A 15,828-nucleotide genomic window follows, 5' to 3' on the forward strand; every position below is an offset into this window, starting at 1 on the left:
TCATCAAGGATGATATTATGAAACTCAACATTGCCGCCATACTCATCTTCTCAGTTTGTACATTAAACGCTGCCAGTGCAGAAGCTGCAGACAGCCAACCTAACAGCGCTAAATCGAATCCAAATTCCACTTGTACTGGTGCCTACCCGAGTTACTTTCAAGATCCCGCTTTTACTAAAACGGGAATGTGGGACAACCAAGTGATCATTAATCAGGCTTACCCTGGTTGGAAAGGTCCTATTTTTCGTTTAAGTGATGCGTACACGAGTGCTAAACCCGATAAAGAAGCCCCTTGGCTTAAGTTTAATCCCTTCGATAAAAACCTGAGTGAAAAAGATAAAAATACCCAAGCATGGAACTATCTTTGGGCGGTAATGAAATATATCCAAGAAGGGAATGTCAATAACGGGGATGTGAATAATGATTGGGATCTGTGTAATAACAAAGTCCGCTCTTGGTATCACATTCCTTATCAAACCTATGATCCCATGAGTGGTCGAGAATTTGTGCATGGATTGACCCGCGAAGCCCCCGTCACTATGGAGATAAAAGGCCAAGGCGATTTGAAAACCACTATGTGGGCGGTGGGTTTTTATAATCCGCAAGCGGCCAACAGTATTGGTAACGTGTGGACGGGAGCGCCATCACCTGTAATGCCCCAGCAAAATTTTGCATTTAATGAAGGTAGTGTGATTGGCAAGTTACTGTTCACTACCGCAACGCCTAATAACTATCCTTTCCTCGAAAACGTACCCGTATGGCAAGCCAATATCAGTGCCAGTGATTTCTGCGAATGTAAAAATGCCGATGGCAGTGCTTGCAGTTTCCAACAGGAAACAGAGCAATGCCCACGCTCCGTTGCCGATGTGTACTTATTGCAGTTTGATATCGCGGTGCGTGACAGCCGCTCGCCCGTGGGCTGGGCCTATGGCACTTTTGTGGCCGATGGTCAGTTTAAGGCACAGGAGAACAATCCTTGGGATCGTATTTCTCCCCTAGGACTCATGTGGGGGAATGATACACCGCCTGCCACTGTAGGGGCCGCAGCTTTCCCGCAAAATCCTGTTACAGGGCTTAAGAATAGCGCGGTATTTCAAGAGGTTGTTGGGCGTTTAAATGAAAAAACCAATGCGGGGCATTTAGGCTGTAATGGCCGTTTAAACGGCCCCGCGGATAACGCATTAAGTAGCTGTTTATCTTGCCATCAAACCGCATCAGTGCCCGATAGTACTAATAATACACCGGCAATCATGTACCAGTTTGCCTCGTATCAAGAGCCGGGCAGTGGCCAATGCTTAACCTCACCCAGTAAACTCGATCTCGCGATTGACCAAGTGTACTTTAAGTCCTTCCAGTGTTCTGAATCCTTCAGCGGCCCTAAAAATATTGTGCCGATACCTCAATATACCCAAGGGCAGACACAGTGGATCTCGACCGATTTTTCACTGCAACTCAGTATCAGTCTTACCCAGTGGCAAGAGTGGCAACAGGATCAGGACAACCTGAAGAAAAATATTAAAGTGCGCGTATTCGATGGCACTTTACCATCCCGTTAATCCGAGGTTTGTGTTACTCATGGTATTTAACGTGCGCAATCCGGATTAACATTTGTTGTTTATTTTTGTAAGTATTCTCAATGATAAAGGGCTCATATTGAGCCCTTTTGCTTTTCTGCGATTTATTTGTCACCTCAATCTGTTCGACTGCCACTCTATAATAATTTGAATATATTAGAAATTAATGCGATGGTTGATTTTATATAGCAAAGAAGTGCCTTTCCTATATTCTCTTATGCAACATTTTCGTTCACCGCCTTGGTTCTTGGTAAAAGTGATCCAATAGCCTAGCGTGTTGGCTAGCATAATGAGGAGAAATATCATGTCTATGGTGAGTGCGAAGGAATTTGCCTATTGGTTAATGAAACGGTTCGAAGGTGTTGAAAAGGGCGTTAGTCTGACAAGGGAGGATATCAATCAGCTGACCGGGCGCCAAAATTTTTCGCTCGTGTTTGTCAATGATATTCACTATGAACTGATGCGTTTTGGCATCGCATTTGTCCCCTGAGTTAGTCAGTCTTTACACACAATTGACGCTGAAAAATGCAAATTCACTTGTTCTTCGGTGTACTTTTTCCTAAGGTAATTGCAAATGATTTTCACTGAGGCGTGCTATGAATACCCCACTGCAATTACAGGTTAAACATTGGCTCGAAAATGATCCCGATCCCGCTACACAGGCGCAGTTACAAACCCTACTGGATACCCAGAATGAGGCGGAGCTCAAGGCCCGTTTTGCCGGGCGGTTAGAGTTTGGCACCGCCGGATTACGGGGTGTGGTGGGCGCAGGGCCCATGGGCATGAACCGTCTGGTGATCCGCCAAACCTCGGCAGGTCTTGGCGCCTATTTACTAGAACAGATTAAGGATGCCGCCGAGCGTGGCGTGGTGATAGGTTACGATGGCCGCCACGATTCACGTACCTTTGCCCATGATACGGCCAGCGTGTTGACCGCCATGGGGCTTAAGGTGCGGCTCACTAGCAAGGTGGCGCCGACTCCCCTAGTGGCCTTTGGGGTGAAGCATTTTAATGCGGCGGCGGGCATTGTCGTGACCGCGAGCCATAACCCACCGCAATACAATGGTTATAAAGTGTATTGGGAGAATGGCGCCCAGATTATTCCACCACACGATTCGGGTATTGCCGCACAAATTGAATTGGCAGCCACTAAGGCCATTCCGTTTTTAGCGCATAACGAGGCGGTGGCACAGGGCAAGTTGATTTGGCTTAAGGACGATTACTACGAAACCTATCGGAGCGGCGTAAGGCAATCCCCTGTACTACAAAACCATACCGCCCCTGAAAAAGTCAGCCTAGCCTATACGGCGATGCACGGAGTCGGTGCCGAAATGGCCGAAACTGTGCTCAAGGATGCGGGTTTTACCCAAGTGTATTCAGTGGCCGCCCAGCGCGAGCCCGACGGGGCTTTCCCGACGGTTAACTTTCCCAATCCGGAAGAAAAGGGCGCGATGGATCTCGTCATCGCCGAGGCGAAAAAACACGGCGCTATGCTCGCCTGTGCTAATGACCCCGATGCCGACCGTTTTGCGGTGGCGGTGCATAAGGGAGCGGGCGAATACCAAATGTTGACGGGGGATCAAGTTGGCGTCCTCCTTGGCCATTATCTGCTGAGCCATGCCCCAGAACATCGCGGCCTAACCGGGACGACCATAGTCTCATCTAGCCTGTTATCTAAGATCGCCAAGGGCTTTGGCCAGCAAAGTTATACCACGCTCACTGGGTTTAAATGGTTGATGAATGTGGGAATAATGAAGAATCAGCCCGATAATCCATTCCTGTTTGCCTATGAAGAAGCCCTAGGTTACACCATCGGTAGCATGGTGTGGGATAAAGACGGCCTGTCGGCGCTGGTGGCCTTTGCCCAATTAACCGCCGAGCTTGCCGCCAATGGGCAAACCATTTGGGATAGACTCGAGCACATTTACCGTGAACATGGATTCCACTTAAATGCGCAGGTGAGTATTGCCTTAAAACCCGATACGCCCAAGATTGGCGCCTATTTGCGTGAGCATCCACCGCTGAAGATTGGTGAGTTAGATGTGCTCTCAACCGATGATTTAAAGGCACTTGAGCGCCGTTTTGCCGATGGCCGGGTCGAGAGAATCGACTTGCCCCCCAGTGATGTATTGACCTATTGCTTAGCGGGTGGCGCTCGGGTGATCGTCAGACCTTCGGGGACTGAGCCCAAAATCAAATGTTACTACGAAGTGGTTGAGCCCATGATGGCGGATGACACCCTCATCAGCGCCCAAAACCGGGCAACCCAGGCCATGGAGGCATTTATCGCGGCCCACCAAGCCAGTTTGCCAAAATAGGCTGGGCTGTTTTAAGTCAAAAATCCGCTGTTATTCTTTTACTTTTATAAAATGGCTACTGACATAATGCTGTCAGTAGCCTTGTTTTATTCTTGTTGTTGCCCGCTGGTGGTCCAGATTAATAACCTTATGGATCATTGGTATTTTTCAACAAGGAGAAAGTGAAAATGTTATCTATTGCACCGTTAGTTTGGGGTGAAATTCCTGTCAGTGATATGAACCGCGCCGTTGCCTTTTATCAGCAGCATTTTGGGGTTGAGTTTAAGCGTGACGATATGGAAGACATGGAATACGCCACCATAGTGACCGAAGACGTTAGCGCCGCCAGTATTGGGTTAGTCAAATGCAGCATGAGCCAACCGTCGATGCAGGGCAGCACTGTGTATTTGCATTTCAGCACCCAATTGCAACCCTTAGTGGATAAACTCAGCGCGGCTAATGTCAATATTCTGCTGCCAGTGACCCCGATCAAAGAAGGGGAATGTGGTTATATTGCCCTCTTTGTCGACAGTGAAGGCAATAAAGTGGGTCTGTGGTCTAAGGATAAGTAGTCGATTTTTTAACCTGCCAGAGCCGTGCCTAAGGGCACGACTCTGATTAACGTATTGGTTTAGGTATATAGGGAAGAAACAATGATGGACCTGGTTTATATTGATGCTCGACCACTACTTGGGTTGAGCTGCCGCACCAACAATAGGGCTGAAATGTCCGTCGACAGCGCTAAAATTGGCGGCCTGTGGCAAGCCTTTTTTGAATCATCCCAGCTCACGGCTATGCTCAATTCGCCTATGTACGGCGTGTACTATGATTATGCGTCAGATATGAATGGCGAGTTTTCTGTGCTGGTGGGTAAGGCCATCGATGCTCCTGTCGATACCAACCCTTTTACACCGCTGGAACTCGAAGCGGGCAAGTACCTTAAATTTACGGCCCAGGGGGAAATGCCCCAGTGTGTTATCGATCTTTGGGGACGGGTGTGGGGCTATTTTAGTGCTACGGATTGCCCGTATCAGCGGCGCTATCAAACGGATTTTGAACTGTATCTCGGTGCCACTGACGTCGAGATCTATATCGGGATTTTATAAAGCAGATCTTGAGCTTATCTTAACATTTGGATACGCGAGTGTAAGCGGTTAAGATCCCAACTATTGCCCGTCACCTCAATATAAGGGGTTAATAACTGTCCATGCGCCGTGCCGATCGCCTATTTCAAATAGTGCAAATTCTTAAACATAAACGCCTGACCACAGCCTTGGAACTAGCCGAACGGTTAGAGGTTTCCACGCGTACGATTTACCGTGATGTGCAGGATTTGTGTTTAAGTGGCATTCCCATCGAAGGGGAGGCGGGCGTGGGCTATTTATTGCGCCACGAGGTGAATGTGCCACCGTTAATGTTCACCGAAGCCGAACTCGAAGCGATTCAAGTCGGCATGCGTATGGTGCAAACCTGGGGTGGAAAAGAACTCGGTAGCGCCGCGAGGCAGGCGATGATTAAAGTGGAAGCCGTACTACCAAAACGATTGCAAGCCTATCAATCCTTGATGTTCTCGCCGGATTTTTATTTAGATTCCAATGAGTTTCAATTCCTCGATCCCCTGCGCAATGCCGCCCAGCGCCGCGAATATGTCAAACTCTTCTACCAAGATGTGAAACTTGATGTCACCGAGCGGGAAGTGCGGCCGCTCGCCATCTATTTTTGGCGCGGCACTTGGACGCTGCTGACCTGGTGTGAATTGCGGGCCGATTTTCGTAATTTTAGGGTCGATCGCATCACAGGATTATTAAAACTCAACCGCCATTTTGAGCTAACGCCGGGACGAGAGTTAGAAGATTATATTTGCCTGATGGAGCAGCAGATAAGCATCAGAGAGCAGGAAAAAGAAAAGCCACTCGAATAGTGGCTTGTTATTACAACTTATTTTATTGTTCGCCTAGAAACTACCACGGATCCCTAGGGCGATTTGAGTGCCAAAGCGCTCTAGGTAATTCACTTGGTCCTCATGCTTTACATAACCCGAGTAGCGGCTATTGGTGAGATTTGAGGCTTCGGCAAAAATCGACACATTTTCTAGGATGTCGTAACTCGCGCTGGCATCGAGCTGACCATAGTCTTGGATCCAAGCGGGTCCGCCCCACGCCTCTGGATCAACGAGGAACTCGCTGCGCCAGTTATAGGCAACCCTAGCTTGTAAGCCGTATTGCTCATAGTAAAGTACGGCGTTATAGGAATTTTTCGACATGCCTTTAAAAGGCAACCCCTTTTCGGCCAGTTCTGGATCATCATAACTGCTGTCCACATAGGTATAGTTAAGTTGAAAACCTAGGCCATTAAAGGGCTCAGGTAGGTATTCATCGAAGGACTGCTGCCATGCGGCTTCCACTCCTTGAACTTTAGCGCCGTATTTACCGGACACGGGTTGAGTGACGAAGTAATCATTGCCTGCGATGGTTTGTACGCTCTTATCCTCGGTGATAAAGGACTCAATATCTTTGATAAAGATAGCGCCACTTAAAGAGCTGCTCTCGTGGAAATACCATTCGAGGGAAATATCCCCCTGACGGGCTTTTTCTGGGGCAACGCTTGGGTTTCCACGGATGAGAGTGGGTAACCCTTGCTCACGGGTCGTGAAATTTGGTGCGGCCCATACGCGTAGATCGTAGAGGGAAGGTCGACTTAATACTTCAGCCGCCGACACTCTGAGCAACAAGTCATCCTGCAGATCCAGCTTGAAGTTCAGGCTAGGTAGAATGTTGCTGTAGCTGTCGTTATAACCGACTTCGACAACATTTTTCCAATCGTTGTTGATGGGTTGCCCCGCACTGTCTAGTGCTACTTTTGACAGATCATAGCCATAACCGTTGGAGGTCACTTTTGTCTGGCTGGCTCTTAGCCCCAAGTTGAGTAAATAGGGTAAGTCGAATATTTCTTCTTCAATATTCACTTGCACATAGGCTGAGCTGACCGCTTCAGTGACTTGATAGCTCCCCGCTTTATTGAGGCTTGCAACAATACTCTTGTCGGCAGCTTCTTGATTGATGCTGCGGTAGTACTCGAGTAATTTGTCATAGTCAAAGCTTGGCCAAGGCTCGGGGGAAATGCTGTTTTCACCATCGAGGAAGTTATCGAAATTTGCAGGCACAAAGACGTTAGAGGGGATTTGGAATAGTTCAAATTCACCTTGGGTAAAGACAGTGCTGTTATCGAAGGTATAACCGTCACGGGTGAGGTAATAACCCCCTCGACTAAACTGGCTTGAGTTTGAAGAGGCAAATTCCGTTTGCTTTTTCACTTGTTTAACGTAGTTGACGCCGAAATCGACCTTACTGATGATACCTTCGTCTGGGATATATTGGCTTATGAGTTTAATATCCGTGACCTTATCATCCACATCGACGCCACTGTTGCGGCTGTAATGGGCACCATATTTTTGCTCAGGGGTAAGGCCTGGGCTTATCACGACATCGGGCAGCATATTGCCTTTGGTGTAGTCAATATCGATACTATCGACAAAGCCACGGGCAACCACAAAGCGGTTATCACCATTATTGGCATTTTTTGCGGCGGAATAGGCAAGGTCAGCCGTGATAGACCACTGGGGCTGTACATACCAATCAGTTTTGAGAGCTACTTGATAAGTATCTGTTTTTCTTGGTGTACTTAGGTTGAGTAATTCAACCATAGTATTTTCACCCGTTTGATCCATGCTGACGACACGACCTTGGTCATCGAATTCTGCCTCGGTGAATAATGGTGTGCCTGGCGTCCATTCTTCGTCATAGTTTACAAAGCCGATTTGGTATTTATTACCATCGGTATTATAGCGGGAATAGAGGCCATCAAAGTTAACGTCAAGGTTATCCATCGGTCGCCATTGCAATGCGAGTGTCCCACCTAAGCGTTCACGGACATCCTGGGCATTCGCAAAGTACATATAACTTGGGATTTTTGAGGCATAGATTTCCCCCGCATCGATTACACCATTGTTATTGGTATCGACGGGAACCCCCGCACTATCAACCCCCCAGCCCTCATCTTCATCGAAGAAGCCTTCGGCAGAATAAGTATCCGCCCTTAGGGTTTTACGGGAATATACCGCTGATAATAGGGCGCCAAAGCTATCATCATCTGTTTTATCGCCAATGATTAAAGAGGCATGGGGATGAATATCCTCGGTTCGGGATTCATAAATTCCTTTGGCCGATGCTTGAATAGTTTGGCCGTCTAAGTCGAGGGGCTTGCGGGTTTGGATATCGACAATGGCACCGATACCTCCCTCGGTGAGTCTCGCTTCGGGGGATTTGTATACCGCTAGCACATTCACCAGTTCTGAGGCGATAGTGTCAAAGTTAAAGTCGCGGCCAGCATTTTCAGAGGCTAATTTGCGGCCATTGAGCGTTGTGACGTTATAACCATCACCTAATCCTCGCACCAGAATATTCTGCCCTTCTCCACCATTACGGGTAATGGTCACCCCTGGGATCCGTTGCAGCGCTTCGGCTAAGTTTTCATCGGGAAATTTACCAATATCATCGGCGACAACGAGGTCGACTACACTCACGGCATTCTGTTTTAAAAACATGCCTTCTTTGATGCTGCTTCGGATCCCCGTGACCTGAATGCGTTCAACATCGGCGTCATTGGTTTGCGCAGCATTGTTCTGTGTTGTTTCCGTGGTTTGGACTTGCTGTTCTTTAGCTTCAGTACCCGGTTTGGACTCCTGTTCATTGGCTGCGCTGTTCATTGCTGTCAGTGCTGCTGCGATCGCTAGGGCGATTGCGGCAGGTTGTGTGGTTAAGAATTTCATAGTATCCCCGCATGAGTGTGATGCACGGTCATTACCGTGTCTTCTAATACAGCTTCGAAAGCGAAAGAAACTACGCAAACCTTTCGAAGTCTTATTTATAGCGTTAATTCCCATATTCGATCAATAAAAAAATGTAAAAATACTTTCAAATGATTTCACATTCATGCATTATTAAAATCACAAACGCCACAATCAAGCAGAATTAATTACTTAACTTATTGTTATTTAATATTTTGACTAGATTGTTCGTTGAAATTGATTTCGAAAGTGTTTGAAAGTTGTATTGCGCGTGTTACCTTTCAGTTGACGGTTAATCGAAAGAATGAGGATTCATGTGAGCACTTTGAACACGATCGAGAGGCAGCAGGAAATTGTGCGTATGACGCAGTTACAGGGAAAGGTCTCTGTTGCCGCATTGGCCGAATATTTTGGGGTATCTGAGGTCACGATACGCAGTGATTTAGCCATGCTAGATCAGAAACAGTTATTGGTTCGTTCCCGTGGTGGCGCCATGGTCAACAGTGAATTGATCCGTGAACTGTCACTCAAGGAGAAGGGCAGCTGCCATTCGGTATTGAAACAAGAGTTAGGCAAAGTCGCCGCTGGATTGGTTTATAACGGTGACCGTTTACTGCTCGACTCAGGCACAACCACACAACAAGTGGCGGCTAATCTGATGGAGCATAAAGACCTGATTGTGATGACCAATGGGCTCAATATCGCCACCGAATTAGCTAAGGCTGACGAAGTTGAAGTGATGTTGACTGGTGGGCTTTTGCGTAAAAAGTCGCTCTCGTTCTACGGCAATATCGCCGAGAACAGTTTGCGGGATTACAACTTTAACAAGTTGATATTAGGGGTGGATGGTTTCGATCTACGGGCGGGTTTAACGACTCACTTTGAAAAAGAAGCCAGCCTCAATCGAGTGATGTGTGAGATAGCGAGTGAAATTATCGTTGTGACTGACTCATCAAAGTTTGATCAACAAGCATTCCATGTGATTTGCAGCAGTCGTCGTATCACGCGGCTGGTGGCAGATACAGGGATCCCAGAGCGCTATGTTGATGAATTAACTAAACAAGGTGTGCAACTACACCTCATTGAGAAAGCGAATCTATAACGGGGAATTACTATGTCGGGTTTTGATCGTCGTTCGTTTTTAAAGGCTTCCATGGTGACTGCTGCGGCAACGGCTCTGGCGGCCTGCGCGACAGCGGAACGTGCAACAGGCACAACGCCTAAAGCAGCGGGTCAATCCGTGATGGGGCTTGTGGCCCCTAGCATGGATGAAGTGCGGGTGGGATTAATCGGTGTGGGTGAGCGTGGTATTGGTTTTGTGCATCACTTTAGCCGTATCGATGGCGCAAAAATTACCGCCATTTGCGATACCGATACCTTAGTGCTGGCCCGCGCAGAGAAGGCCATTAACGAATATGGACGTGATAAACCTGTGTATTTTAGCAAGGGCGAGCATGCCTATCGCGATCTACTCAATCGTGATGATGTGGATATTGTGGTGATTGCGACCCCTTGGGCATGGCATCACCCCATGGCAAAAGAGGCTATGTTAGCGGGCAAACACGCTTTCGTTGAAGTGCCGATGGCTGGCACGATAGAAGAACTTTGGGACTTAGTCGATACCGCCGAAGTGACCCAACGTAACTGCATGATGATGGAAAACGTCTGTTACGGCCGTGATGAACTCATGGTGCTCAACATGGTGCGCCAAGGCCTGTTTGGTGAACTGCTCCACGGTGAGGCGGCTTATATCCATGAACTGCGCTGGCAGATGAAGGAAATTGACCATAAAACAGGCTCTTGGCGTACCGCTTACCATGCCAAATATAATGGTAACCTCTATCCCACCCATGGATTAGGCCCCGTTGCCCAGTATATGAATATTAACCGCGGTGACCGTTTAGACTATCTCACCTCTGTTAGCTCTCCTTCATTAGGCCGCGCCGCCTACGCTAAACGTGAATTCCCCGCGGATCATCAACGTAACCAGTTGAAATATATCGGTGGCGATATGAATACCAGTCTGATCAAGACTGTGAAGGGCCGCAGCATTATGGTGCAGCACGATACGACGACGCCGCGCCCCTACAGTCGCCATAATCTTATCCAAGGGACTAACGGCGTGTTTGCCGGCTTCCCAAATCGGATTGCCCTCGAAAACGGTGGCACTGGCAGCTATCACGAGTGGGATGAAAACATGGACGCTTGGTACGCCAAATATGATCACCCCTTATGGACTCGTATGGGGAAAGAGGCCGAGGAGAATGGCGGCCATGGCGGCATGGATTTCTTGATGTGTTGGCGGATGATTTACTGCCTACGGAACGGTGAGGCGTTAGATCAAGATGTGTATGACGGCGCCGCCTGGTCGGCGGTCTTCCCACTCTCTGTGGCATCGGTGAGTGACCGCGGTAATTCCAAGGATTTCCCTGACTTTACCCGTGGTGTATGGCAAACGGCAAAACCACTTGGCATTGTGGGGTAAGTCACTATGTCAGTGATTAACGCTATCATTGACGCCAATAGAGCAGGGCAGCAGGCGGGCATTTTTGCTGTCTGCTCGGCCCAGCCTTTGGTGTTACAGGCTGCTCTATTGCAGGCCAAAGCTAATAGTACTCCGCTATTAATCGAAGCGACCGCGAATCAAGTGAATCAGTTTGGCGGTTACACTGGAATGAATCCAAAGGATTTTATTGATTTTGTGACATCTATGGCCATGGAGCTTGGGGTGGATAAATCGCAGCTTTTATTTGGCGGTGATCACTTAGGCCCAGTTGTATGGTGTAAGCAAGGTGCCGAAGAAGCCATGCAACTGGCCGAAGTGTTGATCATCCAGTTTGTGAAAGCGGGATTCACGAAAATCCATCTCGATACCAGCATGGCCTGTGCCGATGATGTGTTGCCATTAAGTGATGAAGTCATTGCTCGGCGAGCGGCGCGTCTTTGCGCTGTGGCCGAAGCCCATTGTGCTCCAGGGCAGCAACTCTGCTACGTGATAGGTACCGAAGTGCCGGCGCCCGGCGGCGTGAGTGAGATGGAGGCCGAACTTGCTGTCACCCCAGTGAGCGCCATTGAACATACCTTACATTGCCACCGTGAAGCGTTTATTGCGACAGGTTTAGGCTATGAAGTGTGGCAAAAAGTGATTGCCCTAGTGGTACAGCCTGGCGTGGAGTTTGATAACAGTCAGGTACATCTTTTTGAACCCGCAGGCACTATGGCACAAAGTGAGTTTATTCGCTCCTATCCAAGGTTAGTGTTTGAAGCCCATTCGACTGATTATCAACTATCCGAAGGTTATCGGGCCTTAGTGCAGCAGCATTTTGCGATTTTAAAAGTCGGTCCCCAGCTGACCTTTGCACTTCGAGAGGCCTTATTTGCCCTATCTCATATCGAAAATGTGCTGTGTGAAGCTGAACTCTGTTCGAATCTACGCCAAAGCTGTTTCGAATTAATGCGGGATAACCCTAAGTATTGGCAAGGATTTTATGCCGATAACGAGGCATTAAAGTGGCAATTGGGATTCAGCTTTAGTGATCGGATTCGCTATTACTGGCCGAGTTTACAGGCCAAGGTTGAGCGTCTGCTCACTAACCTTGCCCAGAGCATTCCGCTACCACTGATCAGCCAATATTTGCCCAATCAATATACGGCTGTGCTAGCGGGGGAGATTGCCCCCAATGCCCGTGAGTTAGTGTTACATAAAATTACCGAAGTCTTGGCCGATTATGCCGCAGCTTGCCAGCTTCCCGTGATGAAATCATATTAGAAGGGATGAAATTTTGATGTTAACCAGTTCTATTCCAGTCTTCGAACAGCAGGATACAACCCTTTTATTGAACACTGAACAATTAACTCAGTATGGTGCAATATGGACAGCCAAGGAAATTAGCCAACAGCCGAAGATGTGGCATCAAGTCAATGAGCAACATCTTGATAATAGCTCATTAGCAGCTTGGTTAAGTCCGATTCTTGCTAAGGCGCAGCTGAGGATTATTCTCACAGGAGCGGGAACCTCTGCCTATATAGGTGAAGCGCTGGCGGCCCATATTCAGCAACATGTGCCCCTAGCTACCCAAAGAGTGGAAGCTATCAGCACTACGGACCTTGTGAGTCACCCAGCATTATATCTGTGTCCTAAAATACCCACTTTACTCATTTCCTACGGGCGTTCGGGCAATAGTCCTGAGAGCATGGCGGCGGTCAGTTTGGCCGAACAGCTGATCGATGAGTGTTATCACTTGGTGATTACCTGCAATGGCCAAGGGAAGCTTGCCCAATATTGCACCGATAAGTCCCATTGCTATCTCTATAGGCTGCCCGATGAAACCCACGATGTGAGTTTTGCTATGACCAGCAGTTTTACTTGCATGTATTTGGCGACACTGTTGATTTTTTCTCCAGAGCCGCAGGCATTCACCCAAATCTGTCAAATGGCAGATAGGATCCTCTCCGAGCATTTAACTGAGATCCGTACCCAAGCCGAGCAGCCCTGCGGACGTGTGGTATTTTTGGGGGCCGGTCCATTAAAAGCTATCGCTCAAGAAGCGGCGCTTAAATATCTCGAGTTAACCGCGGGGCAGATCATTAGCGCCTTTGAGAGTCCACTCGGATTTCGTCATGGCCCAAAATCCTTAATAGACAGTGGCACTCAAGTGTTCGTTATGACGTCATCTAATCCCTATAGTTGCCAATATGATAATGACTTAATTCAGGAGCTTAAGCGTGATAATCAGGCATTGTCTGTGCTGACGTTGTCCGAGTTATACCTTGCCAAGAACAGCGCCTTAGCAGAAGTTTGGCTCGGTCTACCATTTATTCTCTGGTGTCAGATATTAGCCTTCTATAAAGCAATGCAGTTGGGTATTTCCCCCGATAATCCCTGTCCAACGGGGCAAGTGAATCGAGTGGTGCAGGGGGTGAGTCTGTATCCCCTAGTGAATCAGGGGTGAGCATATGTATTACGGCTTAGACATAGGTGGAACTAAAATTGAGTTGGCGATTTTCGATACTCAATTACAACTACAGGATAAGTGGCGTTTAAGTACACCGCGGCAGGACTATGCCGCATTTATGACGGCGTTAGCTGAGCAAGTTGAAAAGGCCGACATGCTATGTGGCAGGCGTGGCACAGTCGGCATCGCCCTGCCTGGGGTGATAAAGGCGAATGGCACTGTGATTTCCAGTAATGTGCCGTGTCTAAATCAGCGCCGAGTTGCCTATGATTTAGCCCAACTACTCAGTCGAACCGTGGCTATTGGCAACGATTGCCGCTGTTTTGCCCTGTCCGAAGCGGTACTCGGTGTCGGCCAAGGCTATTCACGGGTATTGGGCATCATTTTAGGCACGGGCACTGGTGGCGGCTTATGTATTGACGGCAAACTGTATCTTGGCTCGAATCGACTGGCAGGGGAGTTTGGACATCAAGCCGTGAGCGCGCGAGTTGCACTTCAACATCAATTACCCCTCTATGCCTGTGGCTGTGGCCTTGAGGGCTGCGCTGAGACCTATGTGTCTGGCACAGGGCTTGGCAGACTCTATCAAGACATCGCAGGGCAAACGGCCAATACCTTTGAGTGGCTTAATGCGTTACGTCGCAAAGAACCTCCCGCACTGCAAACCTTTACCACTTATATGGATGTGCTTGGCAGTGTGATGGCATCGCAAATTCTCACTATGGATCCCGACATTATAGTGCTCGGTGGTGGGCTATCCGAAGTCGAAGATATTCTCGCGGCTTTACCCGAGGCGACCAAGGCGCATCTTTTCGATGGCGTGACCTTGCCGCAATTTAAGGTGGCTGAGTTTGGCTCCGCTAGCGGGGTACGCGGTGCGGCGTTGCTTGGTCATGGACTCGATGCGGGGATAAGCTATGAAGCCTAATACGGATTTTATGCTGATAGCCGACGGCGCTAAGGTGCTAACTCAAGGCAAACTCACTGAGCACTGCGCGATTGAGGTGTCGGATGGCATTATTTGCGGTCTTAAATCCTCAATATCGGCAGAGTGTACATCGGATAAACCATGCTACCGACTGACCTCTGGCACGCTGGTGGCGGGATTTATCGACACTCAAGTCAATGGCGGTGGGGGCGTGATGTTCAATCATGTACCGACGCTGGAAACCTTAAGGTTGATGATGCAGGCCCATCGCCAGTTTGGCACCACGGCCATGTTACCGACGGTGATCACCGACGATATTGAGGTGATGCAGGCGGCGGCCGATGCGGTGGCCGAGGCGATTGTTTGCCAAGTTTCTGGGATTATCGGTATCCACTTTGAAGGCCCGCATTTGTTGGTCGCAAAACGCGGTTGTCACCCTCCCGCACATTTACGCAGCATCACTGAGCGCGAGTGGCAGCTTTACTTAAGGCAAGATCTCGGTGTCAGGCTCATCACCCTAGCGCCAGAATCTGTCACCCCAGAACAAATCAAACGCCTCGTTGCCTCCGGCGCCATTGTCAGTCTTGGGCATTCGAATGCCGACGGCGACACAGTCTTTAAGGCCATTGAGGCCGGCGCATCGGGTTTTACCCACCTCTACAACGGCATGTCGGCACTGACTTCCCGCGAACCAGGAATGGTGGGCGCGGCATTTGCCAGTGAAAACACTTACTGCGGGATTATTCTCGATGGTCAACATGTGCATCCCATCTCGGCGCTGGTGGCCTGGCGAGCAAAGGGAACTGAGCACCTGATCTTAGTCACCGATGCCATGTCGCCCTTAGGGAGCGAGCAAACGGAATTTCAATTCTTCGATGGCAAAGTGGTTCGCGAAGGGATGACGCTTAGGGATCAGCATGGCTCCTTAGCGGGCTCAGTGCTGGATATGGCAAGCGCGGTGCGTTATGCCGCCACCGAACTCCATCTTGGCCTTAGCAACGCAGTGCAGATGGCGACACGCACGCCCGCCGACTTTATTCAGCGGCCGCAATTGGGGGATATTGCCGAAGGTAAACAGGCAGATTGGGTCTGGCTCGATGACGAGCAGAGGGTCTTAGCGGTCTGGATTGCTGGGGAGTTGCAGTATCAAGCCGAGCATGCTCGGTTTGCGTAAGTTACCGATATATCAATTAAAACAATAATTAAAGTGGCATTAATTTGGGGTGAG

Annotated in this window: 13 protein-coding genes; 12 read left to right on the top strand and 1 reads right to left on the bottom strand. The window is 48.9% G+C overall.

Translation table 11 applies throughout. The annotated features are described in order from the left end of the window. The first annotated feature begins 17 nt into the window (after positions 1–17). The 6 genes from COW15_RS13200 (at position 18) to COW15_RS13225 (ending at position 5,792) form a co-directional block, all read left to right on the top strand. Positions 18–1,556 (top strand): hypothetical protein, encoded by a 1,539-nt coding sequence (locus COW15_RS13200; RefSeq protein ID WP_293632990.1) that lies wholly within the window; start codon positions 18–20, stop codon positions 1,554–1,556. Between the two features lie 322 nt (positions 1,557–1,878). Continuing rightward, positions 1,879–2,064: a hypothetical protein gene (locus COW15_RS13205; protein WP_293632991.1), complete on the top strand. Its 186-nt coding sequence runs from the start codon at positions 1,879–1,881 to the stop codon at positions 2,062–2,064. A gap of 106 nt (positions 2,065–2,170) precedes the next feature. After that, positions 2,171–3,892 carry a phospho-sugar mutase gene (locus tag COW15_RS13210; protein WP_293632992.1) on the top strand — a complete coding sequence of 574 codons (1,722 nt, stop codon included), beginning with the start codon at positions 2,171–2,173 and terminating at the stop codon, positions 3,890–3,892. A gap of 167 nt (positions 3,893–4,059) precedes the next feature. After that, positions 4,060–4,443 (top strand): VOC family protein, encoded by a 384-nt coding sequence (locus COW15_RS13215; RefSeq protein ID WP_293632993.1) that lies wholly within the window; start codon positions 4,060–4,062, stop codon positions 4,441–4,443. Between the two features lie 84 nt (positions 4,444–4,527). Then, entirely contained in the window at positions 4,528–4,977 is a 450-nt protein-coding gene (locus COW15_RS13220; protein ID WP_293633048.1) for a GyrI-like domain-containing protein, read from the top strand. 101 nt (positions 4,978–5,078) lie between these two features. After that, positions 5,079–5,792 (top strand): YafY family protein, encoded by a 714-nt coding sequence (locus tag COW15_RS13225; RefSeq protein ID WP_293632994.1) that lies wholly within the window; start codon positions 5,079–5,081, stop codon positions 5,790–5,792. Between the two features lie 33 nt (positions 5,793–5,825). Here COW15_RS13225 and COW15_RS13230 read toward each other — a convergent pair whose 3' ends face one another. Further along, on the bottom strand, positions 5,826–8,699 hold the full coding sequence (locus COW15_RS13230; protein ID WP_293632995.1) for a TonB-dependent receptor: 2,874 nt from the start codon (positions 8,697–8,699) through the stop codon (positions 5,826–5,828). Between the two features lie 334 nt (positions 8,700–9,033). Between COW15_RS13230 and agaR the strand changes: the two genes are divergently transcribed. The 6 genes from agaR to agaAII are packed head-to-tail and all read left to right on the top strand — an operon-like array spanning position 9,034 to position 15,774. Next, a complete protein-coding gene (agaR, locus tag COW15_RS13235) occupies positions 9,034–9,819 on the top strand; it encodes a transcriptional repressor AgaR (protein ID WP_293632996.1) in 786 nt (261 codons plus the stop codon). A gap of 12 nt (positions 9,820–9,831) precedes the next feature. Continuing rightward, positions 9,832–11,202: a Gfo/Idh/MocA family oxidoreductase gene (locus COW15_RS13240; protein WP_293632997.1), complete on the top strand. Its 1,371-nt coding sequence runs from the start codon at positions 9,832–9,834 to the stop codon at positions 11,200–11,202. A 6-nt stretch (positions 11,203–11,208) separates the two neighbouring features. Next, a complete protein-coding gene (locus COW15_RS13245; RefSeq protein WP_293632998.1) occupies positions 11,209–12,486 on the top strand; it encodes a class II D-tagatose-bisphosphate aldolase, non-catalytic subunit in 1,278 nt (425 codons plus the stop codon). 16 nt (positions 12,487–12,502) lie between these two features. Next, the gene (gene agaS, locus COW15_RS13250) at positions 12,503–13,669 is read left to right on the top strand and encodes a D-galactosamine-6-phosphate deaminase AgaS (RefSeq protein WP_293632999.1); all 1,167 of its coding nucleotides are present in this window, start codon (positions 12,503–12,505) and stop codon (positions 13,667–13,669) included. A 4-nt stretch (positions 13,670–13,673) separates the two neighbouring features. Then, complete coding sequence (locus COW15_RS13255; protein ID WP_293633000.1) at positions 13,674–14,600, top strand: ROK family protein; 927 nt, start codon at positions 13,674–13,676, stop codon at positions 14,598–14,600. Then, on the top strand, positions 14,590–15,774 hold the full coding sequence (gene agaAII / locus COW15_RS13260) for an N-acetylgalactosamine-6-phosphate deacetylase AgaAII (RefSeq protein ID WP_293633001.1): 1,185 nt from the start codon (positions 14,590–14,592) through the stop codon (positions 15,772–15,774). Before COW15_RS13255 ends, agaAII begins: the two co-directional genes overlap by 11 nt. Positions 15,775–15,828: the final 54 nt, after the last annotated feature.

The sequence above is a fragment of the Shewanella sp. CG12_big_fil_rev_8_21_14_0_65_47_15 genome (assembly GCF_002783505.1).
Classification (GTDB): Bacteria; Pseudomonadota; Gammaproteobacteria; order Enterobacterales; family Shewanellaceae; genus Shewanella.